Here is a 14,502-nt window from a genome sequence, read left to right on the forward strand (position 1 = left end):
GTCCCGCTAGGGAGTAGATCTCGGTAAAAAAAAGGTAAACGAAAAAAACAGCGTGCCGTTAGGTACGCCCTATGGTTTTGGGGTGTTGTTTTTTGACTTCCATATGACTAGCTCCTAATTTTTATGTTGTCCTTGACGGCACAAGCTGATGTTATGATGATGCTTCGTGTTACCTATGTTTAGTCCCTAACGGGACAAATAGGAATGTTGTTCTTTTTAAAACTCTATGGGTTTTGATATTTGTCCCGTTAGGGACTAGCTCTCGGTAAAAAAAGGTGAACGAAAAAAACAGCGTGCCGTTAGGTACGCCCTATGGTTTTGGGGATTGTTCTAACGAAAAATGTTTTTACAACAAATTATTCGAAAAATTCAAAAATATAACGTTCATCATAATCCACTTCATGAGTCTTTAAGAGAGTAAGATACTCTTCTTTAAAACTTTTTTTCTTGTGATGTTCCTCCTGGTTTTGAATGTATTTAATCAGCCTTGGTAATTGAGATTTCGAATATGAAAAACCCCCATATCCTTTCTGCCAAGAGAATGTACCTTTTGTCAGGTTGTTATGATTAATCCATTTGGATGAATCTTGCTTAACCTGTTTCATCAAGTCAGATAAAGATTGAGTAGGTCTCATTCCAAATAAGCAATGGATATGATCTTGCACCACATTTATTTGTAATACTTTATGTCCATTATTTTGAATAATAGCAGAGATGTATTTATACAAATCAACTTTCCATTTGTCATTAATCATGTTCTTTCTATTCTGAACAGCGAATACGGTTTGTATGTGAATCTGTGTGTAGGTGTTTGCCATGATTATGTAGAATTTATCTTCAGGTATAATAGGGCAGAATTACATAAATTTTAAGATTACTAATAAAATTATGATTTTTATTTTAAATACAATGATAAATATTTATGGGCGGTATTTTTAAAGTGCTACCTATGTTTAGTCCCTAACGGGACAATTGAGGTTGTTGTTCTTCTTTTTAAAACGCTATGGGTTTTGATCTTTGTCCCGTTAGGGACTATATCTCGGTAAAAAAAAGTAAACGGAAAAAATAGCGTGCCTTTAGGTACGCCCTATGGTTTGTGGGTTCGACGTCACTATGACTAGCTCCTGGTTTTTATGTTGTACCTGACGGCACAATCTGGTGTTAGGATGATGCTTCGTGTTACCTATGTTTAGTCCCTAACGGGACAATTGAGGTTGTTGTTCTTCTTTTACAAGGTAACACAAAGCTCAATTTTGAACCCCTCAAATCACTTTATCAATATGTCCCGTCAGGGACTAGCTCTCGGTAAAAAAAAGGTAAACGAAAAAAACAGCGTGCCGTTAGGTACGCCCTATGGTTTGGGGATTGTTTTTAAAAGCGTGCCGTTAGGTACGCCCTATGATTTGGTTGTTGTCTTTCGACTTCTCTATCAGTAGCTTCTGGTTTTATATTGTACCTGACGCCACAATCTGGTGATATGATGATGCTTTGTGTTACCCATGTTTAGTCTTTAACGGGACAAATAGGAGTGTTGTTCTCTTTTACAAGGTAAAGCTAAGCCCAATTTTAAACCTCTCAACTCACTTAATCAACATGTCCCGTTAGGGACTAGCTCTCGGTAAAAAAAGTAATCGAAAAAATAGCGTGCCGTTAGGTATGCCCTATGGTTTGGGGATTTCTTTTCGACTTCCTTATGACTAGCTGCTGGTTTTTATGTTGTACCTGACGGCACAATCTGGTGTTAGGATGATGCTTCGTGTTACCCATGTTTAGTCCCTGACGGGACAATTGAGGTTGTTGTTTTTCTCTTTTACAAGGTAACGCTAAGCCCGTTTTTAACCCCCACAACTCACTTAATCAACATGTCCCGTTAAGGACTAATTCTCAGTCAAAAAAAATGAACGAAAAAAAAAGCGTGCCTTTAGGTACTCCCTATGATTTGTGTAATTATAGATCGCAAAACGCCATTCAAAAATCACTTCCCAATTGTGCTTTCAAAAAGTTTTAATATTCTACGGTATTCATCTGTCCAACTGCTAGGCTGAGTAAAGCCATGACCTTCAACTGGGTAGACTGCCATTTCCCAATTTTCTTTCTTTAATTCTATAAGGCGTTGTGACAGCCTTACCACATCTTGAAAATGAACGTTGGTATCTACAACACCATGAGCGATCAACAGATGTCCTTCAAGACCTTCAGCAAAGTAAATAGGTGACGACTTTCGGTAAGCTTCTGGATCTAGGTGGGGCTCATTCAGAATGTTGGATGTATACCCATGGTTATAGTGAGCCCAGTCCGTTACAGATCTTAGCGCTGCTCCAGCGGCAAAAGTGTCTGGTTCATTAAATAAAGCCATCAGGGTAATAAAGCCTCCATAGCTTCCTCCATACATCCCAATTTTCTCAGGGTCTATGTTGTAATTCTCTACTAAATACTTAGCCCCATCAACTTGGTCAGATAAATCTTTTCCTCCCATATGTCTATAAATTCCTGTTCTCCAATCTCTCCCGTATCCTGCACTTCCCCTATAATCTATATCCAAAACCGTGTATCCAAGATCGGTCAAAAGGTTATTAAACATATACTCTCTAAAATAACTCGACCACCATTTGTGAGCATTTTGAAGATAACCTGCGCCGTGAACAAAAATTACCGCCGCTTTCTTATCGACATCTTCGTCTGGGGTATAAAGTCTAGCATAAGGCTTGGCCCCATCTTCAGCGGTAAACTGAATCAACTCTGGAGTTCTCCAATCGTAGCTTTTAAAGGCGTCAGACTGTCCAGAAGTGAGTTGTTCTAAAGAAGAATTCACTTTAGTGCGCTTGAGATAAAGTTCCTCTGGAGAATTGAAATCCGAAAACAAGACCGCCATATACTTTTCATCTGGAGATAAGCTCACTTGGTGCTTACCTTCCATAGACGTCAGTTGAATTTTTTCACCTCCCATGACCGGCATTTTATAAAAATGACGCTCTCCTGGATGCACTTCAGAAGACGTAAAAAACCATGAGTTTTGATCTAAAGACAATTGGGGGTTAAAGATTTCATACTCGCCATCTGTTAGTTGGGTTTGTTTGTTCTTCTTAACATCATGAACATATAAATGTGAGTATCCTGTCGCTTCAGACTGGTAATACACATGAGTATTATCGCCTAACCAACCCAATGTTCCACCACCGTAATAACTCCCAATTCCTGGACCTGCAATCCAAGCTTCATCATGTTGTCTATCTAAAGTTTCCAAGGCTCCAGTGTCCAAATTCAAAAGGCTAATCCAACGGTCTTTATTGTCTTGAGCTCTTATAGACAAAACCGCCTGTTGATCTGTAGAAGAAAATTTTACATCAGAAAAGCTCACTCCACGTTCCTTGTTTTCCCATTCTCGATCTGGATAATCCTTGGTATAACTAGGTAAATCTGTGATGCCTGGTAGTGAAGAAACATCTATTTTAAAAACCGTATCTTTTTCAATATGATAAAGCCACAAGTCTCTTTGTTGAGTCTGGTCGCCAACTTTGCTTCTCGCATCCAAGGGTTTTGTATAGCCGGAAGCGTCTACATAATTTGGAACTCCTGAAGATTCTGATTCTGAAGGTTCGTAAGTTTGAAACGCTAAAAACTGACCTGTTTCACTAATGTTGAAATTAAAGGCGAATTTTTTATCTAAATAAAAGGCGAATTTTTCATCTTGAAATAACTCTCTGTTTTTATCTCTGAGTTCGGACTTTTCTTTTTGAGTCCGCACTTCTTCAAGAAGACTTAAATTTTCATCTTCTAGCCATTGATTTTTTTCAGATTTTTCGGAGGTTTTGTCGTTAGAACTTCCAGACTCTATGTTGGTTTTTTGCTGAATTTGCCCTAGATCAGCATCATAAATAAAGAGGTTGTTTCCTAAGATAAAGGCATACTTTGACGTCGTTATAAACTTTGGACTTTGGATGGGTTCTCCAAGATCCAAGATGAGCTGGGCCGATTTTTTTTTCTTATCGTAGAGGTATAAATCTCCATATTTCACGAAAAGCTTTTGAGTCTGTTTATCATTATAATCCCCGTAGACAGGAATTTTTGACTTGCGATCTGCAAGGCTAACTTTCTCGATGTTCGATTTGTTTTTCAACCTTATTTGATACAACGAGTCTGAAACCTGTTGTTCTGGATTATAGTCGAAATAAATAATGTCCGACTCCTCGTTCCATTCTATATTAGAGGGAAACGTCCCAAACCATTGTGGATCTTGCATGATTTGGTTGACAGTCAGATCAGATTGGGCTTTGCCCACCCAGCTTGCTAGAAAAATGAAGATAAAAATGCGCAGTGAAAAGTTCATAGAATTTGTTTTTTGAGAATCAATCAAATATAAAAGCTTTTCTAGTAAAGCTTTAAGGGGAATTCTTATTAATTTTAAACCTAGATTATATTCTTATGACTTCAAAACTCCAATTAAGTTTAACGCTCCTCTTGCTGCTTGTTTTTAATTTGACTCAATCTCAAGAGAAAAGAGCCTTTTCCCTGTATACCCAAAAAGGAGAAAAAATCTCTTATGATACTATGCTGGACAGTTTAAGCAAAACCAATGTGGTGCTGTTTGGAGAGTTTCATAACAATCCTATTTCGCATTGGTTACAATTTGAAGTTGTCTCCGATTTAAAAACCTCAAAAACCAACCTTGCCATTGGTGCCGAAATGTTTGAAACCGACACACAATCTGTCCTTAACTTGTATTTAAAAGACAGCCTTACAGAACCTAAGTTTAAAAAAGAGGCTAGAGTTTGGAGCAATTATTCCACAGATTATAAGCCATTGGTAGAGCTAGCAAAACGAGATTCTATCCCCTATATCGCGACCAATATTCCAAGACCTTATGCTACTCGTGTATACAAAAATGGTGGCTTTTCAGCTTTAGATAGCCTCCCCAAAAACGAGTTGAAGTGGGTAGCGCCATTGCCTATTCCTTTTGATATCAATTTAAGTTCATACCAAAATATGCTAGACATGATGGGAGGACATGGAGGCGAAGATCTTGTAAAAGCCCAAGCCATAAAAGACGCCACTATGGCTCATTTTATATTAGAAAACTTAAAACCAAATCAAGTCTTTGTTCACCTTAACGGGAGCTACCATTCCAATTCTTTTGAAGGTATTTACTGGTATCTTAAAACCTATAGAGAAAACCTCAACATCTTAACACTCACGACGGTTGAACAAAAAAACGTGCATCAGTTGAAGGAAGAACACAAAGGTGTAGCGAATTTTATTATTGTTGTAGACGAAAACATGACCAAAACGTATTAAAAATGAACGATACCCTTAAGATCTCTTACCTACAAACCGAACTAATTTGGGAACATCCCAATGCAAACAGAGCCGTTTTTGAAGAAAAAATAGCCGCTTGCCCAAAGGATACCGAGGTGATTATTTTACCCGAAATGTTTAATACGGGCTTTTCTATGAATGCTGAAGCCAACGCAGAAGACGTGCAGATTGTTTTGGAATGGATGAAAGCTCAATCCAAAAAACACCAAGCAGCGCTGACAGGCAGTGCCATGGTAAAAGAAAATGGAAAGTATTTCAACAGGATGTTCTTTGTAGAGCCTGGCGGAAAAGTTTCAAAATACGATAAAAAACACTTATTTACTTTAGCAAAAGAACAGGAGACGTATACCCCTGGAAACGAAAGGTGTGTTGTGCATTACAAAGGTTGGAACATTTGTTTGATGGTTTGCTACGATTTGCGTTTTCCGGTCTGGGCTAGGAATAAAGATGATTATGAGGTCTTGATCTATGTTGCCAATTGGCCAGCAAAGCGAATCTCCGCGTGGGATACTTTACTAAAAGCCCGTGCTATCGAAAACATGAGTTATTGTATTGGCGTTAATATAATTGGAACCGATGGAAATAATTTTCCTTACGTAGGTCATTCTGCGGCCTATAATGTATTGGGAGAACCCTTAAGCTCACACCTTCCAGAAGAGGAGGTTATTGAAACCGTCATTTTAAAAAAATCTGACCTTGAAACGACTCGAGAAAAACTAGGCTTTTTAAAGGATAAAGATCGCTTTGAGATCACTACTGAACAATAAACAGTTTTCAAATTCGCGAAAGTGCTGTAACTCCTCTCCTTTCCCTTTAAACCCATCTCTCAAATTAACTCATCATCATAGGATCATCGGCAAACTATAAGGCTTTCGTACTTTACCGACGATAAGAAAGTTTAGTTATTAGAAAAATTTCTTTTACATCTGAAGGTTTAAGCTCAGTTTCGCTCCTAGAGCATTGAAAATTCGCATCACAGTTTCGAATGTCACGTTTCCCGTGCTGTTTTCAAGTCTTGAAATTTGTGATTTTTTTACACCCACCAATTCCCCCAATTGCTCTTGAGTAAGATTTCTTTTCTTCCGAGCAGTTTTAATCATATCTCCAATCAATTCAAGTTTTAACTCAAATTCATATTCTTCTCTTTCTTGAGTTCCCTTTTTTCCAATTAAAAGGTCTTCAGATTGGTCTAAAGTATAATTTTTCATTTCTTTTTATTTTTAAAATATCTTTTTCTAATCTTATCCGCTTTATCGATTTCTTTCTTATCCACTTTGCTGGTTTTCTTAACAATTCCGTGAGTTGCTAAAACTAATGTTTTAGGTTTATCTTCTTTGTCCCAAAATGCTAAAAGACGGTATTGAATTCCAGAATATAATTTTCAAAATTCCCAAATATGGTCTGTCAATTTTTTAAAAAAATTTGGGTCAGATTGTTGTTCAACTCTTCTTATATTCTGAAATATTTTCTTTCTAGCTTTAAAATTTTGCTTCTCAATAAATTCGAAAGCTTCTTCAAGTAATATTGTCTCAAATCGCTTTATCATTTTTGGTGTAGAATAAGATATGATGCAAATGTAATAAAGTTTCTTTAATTGTAAACTTTTGAGAGAGCCTTAATGTTTGATATAGTTAGCAATCGATTCACTCTACCTTAAATCATCGTGGGTTTAAGGTGTGCCTACCCTACGAATACTTAGTTACTGGCAAAAGGTATTCTCTTTTGTTATTATTTTTTAGACTTCTAAAAAATAATAACGTCTGTCCATTTCAAGAGAACCAATATTAGAAATGTAATGCCCGTACAAATATATATGGCATCTTGCCAATAAAAAGTTCTCGCTCCCCATATTTTCCAATTATGACCATATTTTGTTTTGATAGTTTCACGAGTAAACTTCCAATAAATTAGGTCACTAAATAGTTCTCAGTTTTCACTTATTTAGATTTATTTCCCATATCATGATAGCTTTATCATCCCCTGCAGAAATCAAATAATTATTGTAGGTACTCCAAATTAATTTATTCACAGAAAATTGGTGTCCATTATATTTATCTTTATTAATTATTTCTAATTGTTGAAATGTTTTCGAATCCCAAATTTTTAAAGTTTTATCGCGACTAGCCGTAGCAAATAAGTTAGAATCTGGACTATATACAATATCGTAAATCGCCCAAGGATGCGCAGGAATTGATTTTAATAGTTCATAATTTCCAACTTGCCAGATGTTCAAATCACCATCTCTACCCCCCGTTAAAAGGAATTTTCCATCAGGACTGAAGCGCACAACATTTGACGAAAGCTGATGTCCAACAAAGGCCTTTTTTTCCTGCACTGTTTTTAGGTCAAAAATACGAATGTTGCAATCGCCTGAAGCAACAGCTATTTCAGAAGTCTTATAATTAAAATCAATGTTTCGTACTTTTTCATCAGTTACTTTTTTTAGCTTGATTAGGTCCAAAGTATCAAGCGAATAAATCGCTAAATTGCCTTCTCCACCAGCGGTATAAATGCAATTGGTTTCTTTAGAATACTTAATATTAAAAACTTGAGAAGTATGGTTTTTTAAAATTTTTATTTCTTTTTTCTTTTCTAAATCTAATATATAAACATTGCCATTTGAGGTTCCTGCCACTATTATTTTTTTTTGGGGAATGTGACAAATAGAATATAAAGCGGTAGGAAAACCAGCTATAAATTTTTCATCTTGAAATGTTTTTAAATTCCATTGAGCAATTATCTTATCACTACTACCAGAGAAAATAAGATGTTCATCGGTTCCTGTATCTAAAGCGTATACGGGGCTTTTATGTCCAGTTAATGTCGCTATTTTCTTTATCTCAATTTTCATTTATGCAGAAGTTTTTTAATTTAGGTATGCTGGCTCTTATTACTGCCAACGTTTTGAATCTAAGCGACCTGTGGGGCTGCAAAGTTGTTTTTTCGAAGTTAAGAATAGTATTGTTAACAGGTAAGTGATCTCTCGAAATATACCCGCATGTTGTGTAGGTGTAGGTTATGTTACCAAAAGCATTACCTACGAATTGTGTAGCGTGCTTTTAGCTCGGGTAGTTTAATTCTGCTTTTAATTGAACCATCACGAACACCGGCTCTTACATTCTGAACTATGAGCTCAATTTCATCAAATAGCCTATTGGTTTGTACAGTTGTACTTCTATTTTGGGTTTTGTTATTGAAATTACCATCCCATGAAATATCTGGATATCGGATTAATGGTGTGTCTTCAAATGCACTGAGTGTGAATATATGTCGAGAATTCTCGTTGTGATCTTGGTTTGATGGTATATTGACAAGTGAATAACTATGTACAAGAGCATTACGTAGAGCTTCTATCACATATTGGTCTTTCTCATCTATATCCGAGAAGTTCTGCAGGGCACCGCGAATTCCTTTTTTACCACTCGAAGATAAATTTGGTTCAAATACTTTGCCAATTATTTCTAGTAGCAGTAACTAGTTGGTGATACCAATGAACGAATAAGGTTCTAAATAACCATTATTTCTATTTGTGAGGATGTTGTGTTTTAATTCACCAGTTGCAACGTCTCTTCCTGTTATTTTCCTAGCATCCTCTAGAGCGATGGAAAAGGACGAATAGCGATTATTCTCAATTAATTTATCACAAACAAATTTCTCTAAAAACTCAGTTAGATTCATAATTGTAAAATTGGTTTAGTCCGTATGTTCTGCAACAAGCTTTTAATGTTCGTTAAGGCAAATAGTTTACAAAGTTAAAGGGACATGCTTTACACTAGATTTTGACTTAGCCTAATTGATACATGTTTGTCTCTTATTTTATTTTCATTAAAGTAACCTAAAAATACGTCTCTATAAAATACTCTCCATATTCCATTTCCTTGATCATCAGCACCAATGTATTTTCCCTTAAGACCAACAGTTAAATATCCCTAATAATATGACTTCCAACGCATGGCTTCATTTTGGCATACCTTCATCACTTTCATGGTTTATTGGAAAAATCATGGCAATCTGCGGGTGTTTTCATTCCTAAAGATTCATGAGGTCTAATGTAGTTATACTCTTTTACAAAGCGCTTTAAGCTGCGTTGTTGGGCTTTTAAATCGAATGGAGGCTTTTGGCACAAGCTGCCTTTAAATCGCGGTGCATACGCTCGTGTCGTCCGTTCTGATCTGGCCGTGCTGGGTCGGATTAAACTGGATCTATTCTCAAATTCTATAAACCAATAGGATAGCCTAGTATATCTCTAGATGGCAGCTACAAATTTAAAGGGACTTCCGTCTTCGGTATGTATTTTTTTTGGGATGCCATACTTTCTAAAAACCTTTGTAAACTCTTGCTTAAAAGAAAGAAAGTTCTCTTTATAATGTCGTTTTGCTGTAAACAAAAATCGGCTTTTAGAGTGGGCAATAGTATGCAGTTCCCTAAAACCCCCTCTGCTTTTATCAACAACCCCTTCACTAGTTGTTCCTGACCGATTTTTCTTTTTGAATATTAACACACAGAAATACACTTACATTTGTTTGCGTCACCTAAATAGATGTTTTAAGATTCGTATCTCATTGTATTTTAGATGGTTGCGAAATGTGTGGTTTGGAAGTGTCGAAGTCAAGAGACGAATATATACTTGTCTGAATATGTGAATGATATAACTCTTATCTCAAATTGTGTAATTTTTTTATAAACAAGGGTGCTTACCTTTCATATATTAATGCGCAGATGATATTTTATTTCTATTAGTAAATATAGGCAAAAGCGATTAACAGTATGCTGTAAAAGAGAGTTAGCCAGTTAGTCTTGGAATTTGTAATTAACGAAAAGGCAATTGAACATTGAAATAAAAGGTGCGCATTATTTTAAATCACAAAAAACCGAAAGAATCATGGAAAAATTTGAAATTACAAAAAGAGAAGACGCAAGTTTTATGTTTAATCTAAAAGCATCAAATGGCTTAATTATTATGACAAGCCAGGATTATATCACAAAAGAGGCTTGCCAAAACGGAATTGAGTCTGTTAAAACCAATAGTGTTGATAAGAAAATGTTTAAACAAGAAACAGCTTCAGATGGTCGTTTATATTTTAACCTGTCCTCAGCGAATAGTCAAATTATTGGCACAAGTCAAATGTACACATCAAAACAAAGTAGAGACCAAGGAATTGATTCAGTAAACAAGAATGCGCACAAAGCTGAAGTTATTGATTTGACTAGTAATTAGGGTATGTTTTTGGCTACTAAAATTTTCAAGGAAAAGAAGCATTGGAAAGTGATAAGTCTGTATTGAACAAAATTCAGGTTGGACTTGTCCGTGCATAATTGCTGGAGCAACTATTTTAAATTCAGTAAATTTGAACATCCTATTTGTGAAACTCACATCTTTAAGTAATTTATGAATCTTAAAAGTGTAAAGGATGTCCCTTTACCATACCCAATGATTGGGCTATAAAACGTAGGGCGTTCGAAGTGAATAATTATCTCCCGTCGTAAAAGTAGATAGAAGAACTGACCTAACCAATACCATTACCCACCCTATGTCTTTATAGTTAATGTTATGGCGCGTTATTTTTAGTTCGCTACATTTAAAATTAAATATGTTCAGTGTTATTCTTTTCAATTATTAATACTGAACTATTCTGAAGTCGTTCGAAACATTGTCTGTCTGCACCAGCTCAATCTTTTACAATTTTCTTTAAACCAGAATAACATTGATTTAATACTATTATTTAATTACCAGTGAGTTGCTCACGAGATGAATATATTTGTTCATTAGTCCAGGTGTGTCACTATCAATTAAAACTAGGTCAATACCCATTATTTCGTCAACCCGTCTGTTTGGAAAACAAGCATTTAAATATTTATTGTCTAGTTTTCTGATATCATCCATTGCTTAATGCGCCACAACGTTTGTATCACTGTAATAATTTTTTTTATAATTATAGATTAGGGTTCTTTAGCTTAAAAGTTGTTGTAAGCAGCAGGTTAGGACTGGTCTAGCGGCTTATATTTTTTATATCTACCTACTTTCATTATTCCCTTTATCTTTTCCGGCCACATGATCGGCATGATAGCCGCCACTCTGCCCCATGGGTTTATCTTCACCGGTTGTGGTATCCCGGCTCGTTTGGTGTTCCATTTCAGAATTGATTTCCGCACCGAGTAGGATAATAAATCCCGTAAGAAAGAACCACAGCATAAGGATAATTACTGCCGCAAAACTGCCATAGGTTTCATCGAAGCTGCCAAAGTTATTTACATAAAGGCTAAAAAACAGCGATCCTGCAAGCCATAATACTGTAGCTATAATAGCTCCCCAGCTGGTCCATTTAAATTCCGGACTTTTACGACAGGGTGCAACTTTATAAACCCCAGCCAACGCAAAAATGACTATCAGTGCCAGTATGGGCCATCGCAACAATTGAATAATTGTTTCTAATGTTGAGGGTAAACCGATCTTATCGATAATTGCGGGAAAAGCCACAACCATTGCAATAGCAATAAGACCGATAATAATGCCGCCTATGGTAAACAGAAGGGTAAGGGCAGTTAATTTAAAAAAACCACGTTCATCTATTTCATCATATGTAATATTTACTCCTTGAAAAACTGCCTTGGTACCTTTATTGGCACTCCAGAGACTGATTAGTATACTCAAAACTAAACTCCAGCCTAGGGATGATTCTGACTTTTCAGATTGCTTTTCTAAAATATTGCTAATCATTTGGTGTGCCTGCTCAGGAAGTACATTTGCAAGCTGTCCAATCTGCTGCTCTACCTCCGCCGGCTCCATTATCAGTCCATATATGGATAAAGCAGCTGCAAGAGCGGGAAAAATTGCAAGGAAAAAATAAAATGCAATTCCTGCTGAAACGATGGATACATGGTCCTTTGTCAGCCGGTCTTTTACTCTTAAAGCAATATCTTTCCAGCCTTTCTTTGGTATTTGTGACGGTTTTTCGGCCTTGTGACCTCTGTCGCCTGTTGAAGTAGTGCCCATAACAATATTATTTGCTAAGATTAAAAGATAATGCTTTAAAGATATATAAAATTAAATCTACTTCAGCAGGACATACTTGAAAAACGAGATATCGTATTAAATGTTTGATGATTGTCTACCTGTGATGCTCCGCAGCATTTACGGCGGCATCTAAAATGCCTTAATTGCCGTAGCCAACAAGCTACTCAAGCAATGTTTTGCTATCGCGAAATCTGGTACACCTTATGATGAAAGTTACGTTTCTGTGTTGCCTAAATAAATAGCAAAAAATCAATTAAAAAAGCTCAAAGAATCAGTTATATGGATCCATGAGCCTAGACTACTAGTGTTTCAAATTAAAGTAGAAAAGAGTTGTTTTTTACCTCAGTTCTTTGTTAGCTTTCGTTATTTTTATTCTGTAGATAGAATATTTAAGATTAATGCACTTCTTTTTATTTTATTTCTTTATTTAAAATATCTAATATTTCTACAATTCTATCTCTTAGAATAAAAGCCTGTTGCTGTGTATTTCTGTTTGTTGTAATACATCTTACGAGATGATCTTCATAATCTGGGTTATCAAGAAGAGTATTAAAATCAGAAAAGTGTTTTGAATTTCCTATATCTTTTATTTCTGACTCCCTGTTTTCTTGATTAATCAAAAATGTATATAACAGATTAGTTTTCATTGCCTTATTTCGAAGTGATCTTACTTGATAATTTTTAATCAAAAATGGAATGTAGATTTCATTTCTGTATTTAGCCCAAGTTTGTTCCCCTTCGGTGACTTGCACAATTTCACTAGTCCATACGGAGAGCAAAGCCCTTAAACTGTCATTTTTAATCAATCTTAAATTTCCTGAAGTTGCTAAATCGTTTAGAATAGGGTCGAAGGTTGTATATGGAATTGTTTTTGCCAAATGCATTTCAATACTATCAATATTTCTGATGCTCGGATTATCTATATTGGCTAATAATTGAATAGCAGAATTAATTATATAGCTTCTAATTCCAATTTTTTCATCCAATTGCTTGAGATTGCTATTAAATTCTGATTTTAATTGTCTCAAAATTGCTTGTTCTGATATTCGATCTATTCTTGATTCATTCCAGTTATTAATTGAGAGCGCAATTAAAATTCCAATAACGACCAGAACAACTTCACCAATCGCATATTTCAAATACTTTCCAGTTTTATTCTTCTCCATAAGGTCGTAACGTATTTTTCTAAAGAATTTTATCATTGGTTATCAGTTTCTGATAATGAAGCACAACGTCTCGTATAAAACCAGTGCGAGCGGGCGAGCGTTATTGTCCGTAGGACAATCCGCTGAGCAAGCGAGCACGGACTTTCGATTCGAGACAGGTTTAAGCATTGTTTTTATATACTGTTGTGCAATGTTTATTTTATCGAAATGTTGAGCACACGCCTGTCAAGAAACAGATTATCTGGTTCTATAATTTCAATTTTTGCAATACTGTTTGAGGCTATTTTGTAATTCTTATTTTCAAGTAAGAATCCGTTCACATACAAATCTGTATCAGCATTTAGTCCGAAAAATTCATTCAAATCTTTTTGAACCTTGGTTTCAATATCAAATTTTGTTTTGGCAACCATTATTCCTCCTTTATCGTTATTATAAAAAAGGTTTTCTTTGGAGCTTAATTTCTCTTCCCGATGAATATTCAGTTCTTGAATTTGGTTGGAAGGTATAGATTTTAGCAAATCGACACTACCGATTATTTCATTATTCAAGATTAGAACCATACTTTGGTTGTCCTTAATGTAAATCCTTTTTTGATTGTCCTGGGCGTTTGATGAAAGTCCGACAATTAAAAAGATCAGGAGTAATTTTACATTTTTCATATCTGGTTTTTTTTAATATTGCACAACGGTCTTGTGTATGGTTAGTTTCGTGTTTAAGCAACTAATTTAGTAAATAAATCACAGATAGAATATTCCGCAGGAATGTTCGTAAGTCGGCAGTGACCAAGCAATTAATTATACACCGCTTAAGTTTACAATTCATTAAATTTAGATACAAATCAGAAAGAACATAAGAGAGGAATAAGGTTAATATACACGCAGAGACTATGATCTCGTCAACATTGAAAACCCCCTCTCTTTTCTACACAGATTTCGAACTCCCGATAGCGATCGGAATTATGAGGCTTTTAGACCTCGATTTTAAGCGTTGCACTGAGCTTGCCGAAGT

General features: G+C 35.6%; 14 protein-coding genes and 1 pseudogene. 4 read left to right on the forward strand and 11 right to left on the reverse strand.

Annotation, left to right across the window (positions count from 1 at the left end; genetic code table 11):
* Nucleotides 1–356: 356 nt before the first annotated feature.
* Both tnpA and PGOND44_RS12885 read right to left on the reverse strand, forming a co-directional pair.
* Nucleotides 357–818, reverse strand: coding sequence for an IS200/IS605 family transposase (gene tnpA, locus PGOND44_RS12880; RefSeq protein ID WP_003443410.1), 462 nt, complete (start codon nt 816–818; stop codon nt 357–359).
* 1,157 nt (nt 819–1,975) lie between these two features.
* Nucleotides 1,976–4,327, reverse strand: coding sequence for a S9 family peptidase (locus PGOND44_RS12885; protein ID WP_003443412.1), 2,352 nt, complete (start codon nt 4,325–4,327; stop codon nt 1,976–1,978).
* Between the two features lie 95 nt (nt 4,328–4,422).
* Between PGOND44_RS12885 and PGOND44_RS12890 the strand changes: the two genes are divergently transcribed.
* Together PGOND44_RS12890 and PGOND44_RS12895 are read left to right on the forward strand one after the other, a co-directional pair.
* A complete protein-coding gene (locus PGOND44_RS12890) occupies nt 4,423–5,292 on the forward strand; it encodes a ChaN family lipoprotein (RefSeq protein ID WP_003443413.1) in 870 nt (289 codons plus the stop codon).
* Nucleotides 5,293–5,294: 2 nt separating this feature from the next.
* Nucleotides 5,295–6,080 (forward strand): amidohydrolase, encoded by a 786-nt coding sequence (locus PGOND44_RS12895; RefSeq protein WP_003443414.1) that lies wholly within the window; start codon nt 5,295–5,297, stop codon nt 6,078–6,080.
* Nucleotides 6,081–6,233: 153 nt separating this feature from the next.
* Here the strand turns inward: PGOND44_RS12895 and PGOND44_RS12900 are convergent, their stop codons facing one another.
* From PGOND44_RS12900 to PGOND44_RS16090, 6 genes are all read right to left on the reverse strand, one after another.
* Nucleotides 6,234–6,521 carry a helix-turn-helix domain-containing protein gene (locus tag PGOND44_RS12900; RefSeq protein ID WP_003443416.1) on the reverse strand — a complete coding sequence of 96 codons (288 nt, stop codon included), beginning with the start codon at nt 6,519–6,521 and terminating at the stop codon, nt 6,234–6,236.
* Nucleotides 6,518–6,679 (reverse strand): type II toxin-antitoxin system RelE/ParE family toxin, encoded by a 162-nt coding sequence (locus PGOND44_RS15925; protein WP_236611999.1) that lies wholly within the window; start codon nt 6,677–6,679, stop codon nt 6,518–6,520. The genes PGOND44_RS12900 and PGOND44_RS15925 overlap by 4 nt, the downstream gene beginning before the upstream one ends.
* A 567-nt stretch (nt 6,680–7,246) precedes the next feature.
* Entirely contained in the window at nt 7,247–8,164 is a 918-nt protein-coding gene (locus PGOND44_RS12910) for a WD40 repeat domain-containing protein (RefSeq protein WP_003443419.1), read from the reverse strand.
* A gap of 182 nt (nt 8,165–8,346) precedes the next feature.
* Nucleotides 8,347–8,670 (reverse strand): hypothetical protein, encoded by a 324-nt coding sequence (locus PGOND44_RS15590; RefSeq protein WP_003443420.1) that lies wholly within the window; start codon nt 8,668–8,670, stop codon nt 8,347–8,349.
* A 117-nt stretch (nt 8,671–8,787) separates the two neighbouring features.
* Entirely contained in the window at nt 8,788–8,991 is a 204-nt protein-coding gene (locus PGOND44_RS12915) for a hypothetical protein (RefSeq protein ID WP_003443421.1), read from the reverse strand.
* 304 nt (nt 8,992–9,295) lie between these two features.
* Nucleotides 9,296–9,532: an integrase core domain-containing protein gene (locus PGOND44_RS16090; protein WP_081606533.1), complete on the reverse strand. Its 237-nt coding sequence runs from the start codon at nt 9,530–9,532 to the stop codon at nt 9,296–9,298.
* A gap of 663 nt (nt 9,533–10,195) precedes the next feature.
* Between PGOND44_RS16090 and PGOND44_RS12925 the strand changes: the two genes are divergently transcribed.
* Nucleotides 10,196–10,531, forward strand: a complete 336-nt coding sequence (locus PGOND44_RS12925; RefSeq protein WP_003443423.1) for a YegP family protein — start codon at nt 10,196–10,198, stop codon at nt 10,529–10,531.
* A gap of 795 nt (nt 10,532–11,326) precedes the next feature.
* On the opposite strand, the gene PGOND44_RS12930 is transcribed toward PGOND44_RS12925, so the two are convergent.
* Nucleotides 11,327–12,307, reverse strand: coding sequence for a YihY/virulence factor BrkB family protein (locus tag PGOND44_RS12930; protein WP_003443424.1), 981 nt, complete (start codon nt 12,305–12,307; stop codon nt 11,327–11,329).
* Nucleotides 12,308–12,464: 157 nt separating this feature from the next.
* On the opposite strand from PGOND44_RS12930, the pseudogene PGOND44_RS15595 reads away from it, so the two are divergent.
* Nucleotides 12,465–12,566: pseudogene (locus tag PGOND44_RS15595) on the forward strand (IS110 family transposase); the annotation flags it as partial.
* Nucleotides 12,567–12,738: 172 nt separating this feature from the next.
* Here PGOND44_RS15595 and PGOND44_RS15045 read toward each other — a convergent pair.
* Together PGOND44_RS15045 and PGOND44_RS12940 are read right to left on the reverse strand one after the other, a co-directional pair.
* Nucleotides 12,739–13,530 carry a DUF6090 family protein gene (locus tag PGOND44_RS15045; protein WP_003443428.1) on the reverse strand — a complete coding sequence of 264 codons (792 nt, stop codon included), beginning with the start codon at nt 13,528–13,530 and terminating at the stop codon, nt 12,739–12,741.
* Between the two features lie 158 nt (nt 13,531–13,688).
* Nucleotides 13,689–14,153 (reverse strand): hypothetical protein, encoded by a 465-nt coding sequence (locus PGOND44_RS12940; protein ID WP_003443430.1) that lies wholly within the window; start codon nt 14,151–14,153, stop codon nt 13,689–13,691.
* Nucleotides 14,154–14,502 lie beyond the last annotated feature (349 nt).

The organism is Psychroflexus gondwanensis ACAM 44 (genome assembly GCF_000355905.1).
GTDB lineage: Bacteria > Bacteroidota > Bacteroidia > Flavobacteriales > Flavobacteriaceae > Psychroflexus > Psychroflexus gondwanensis.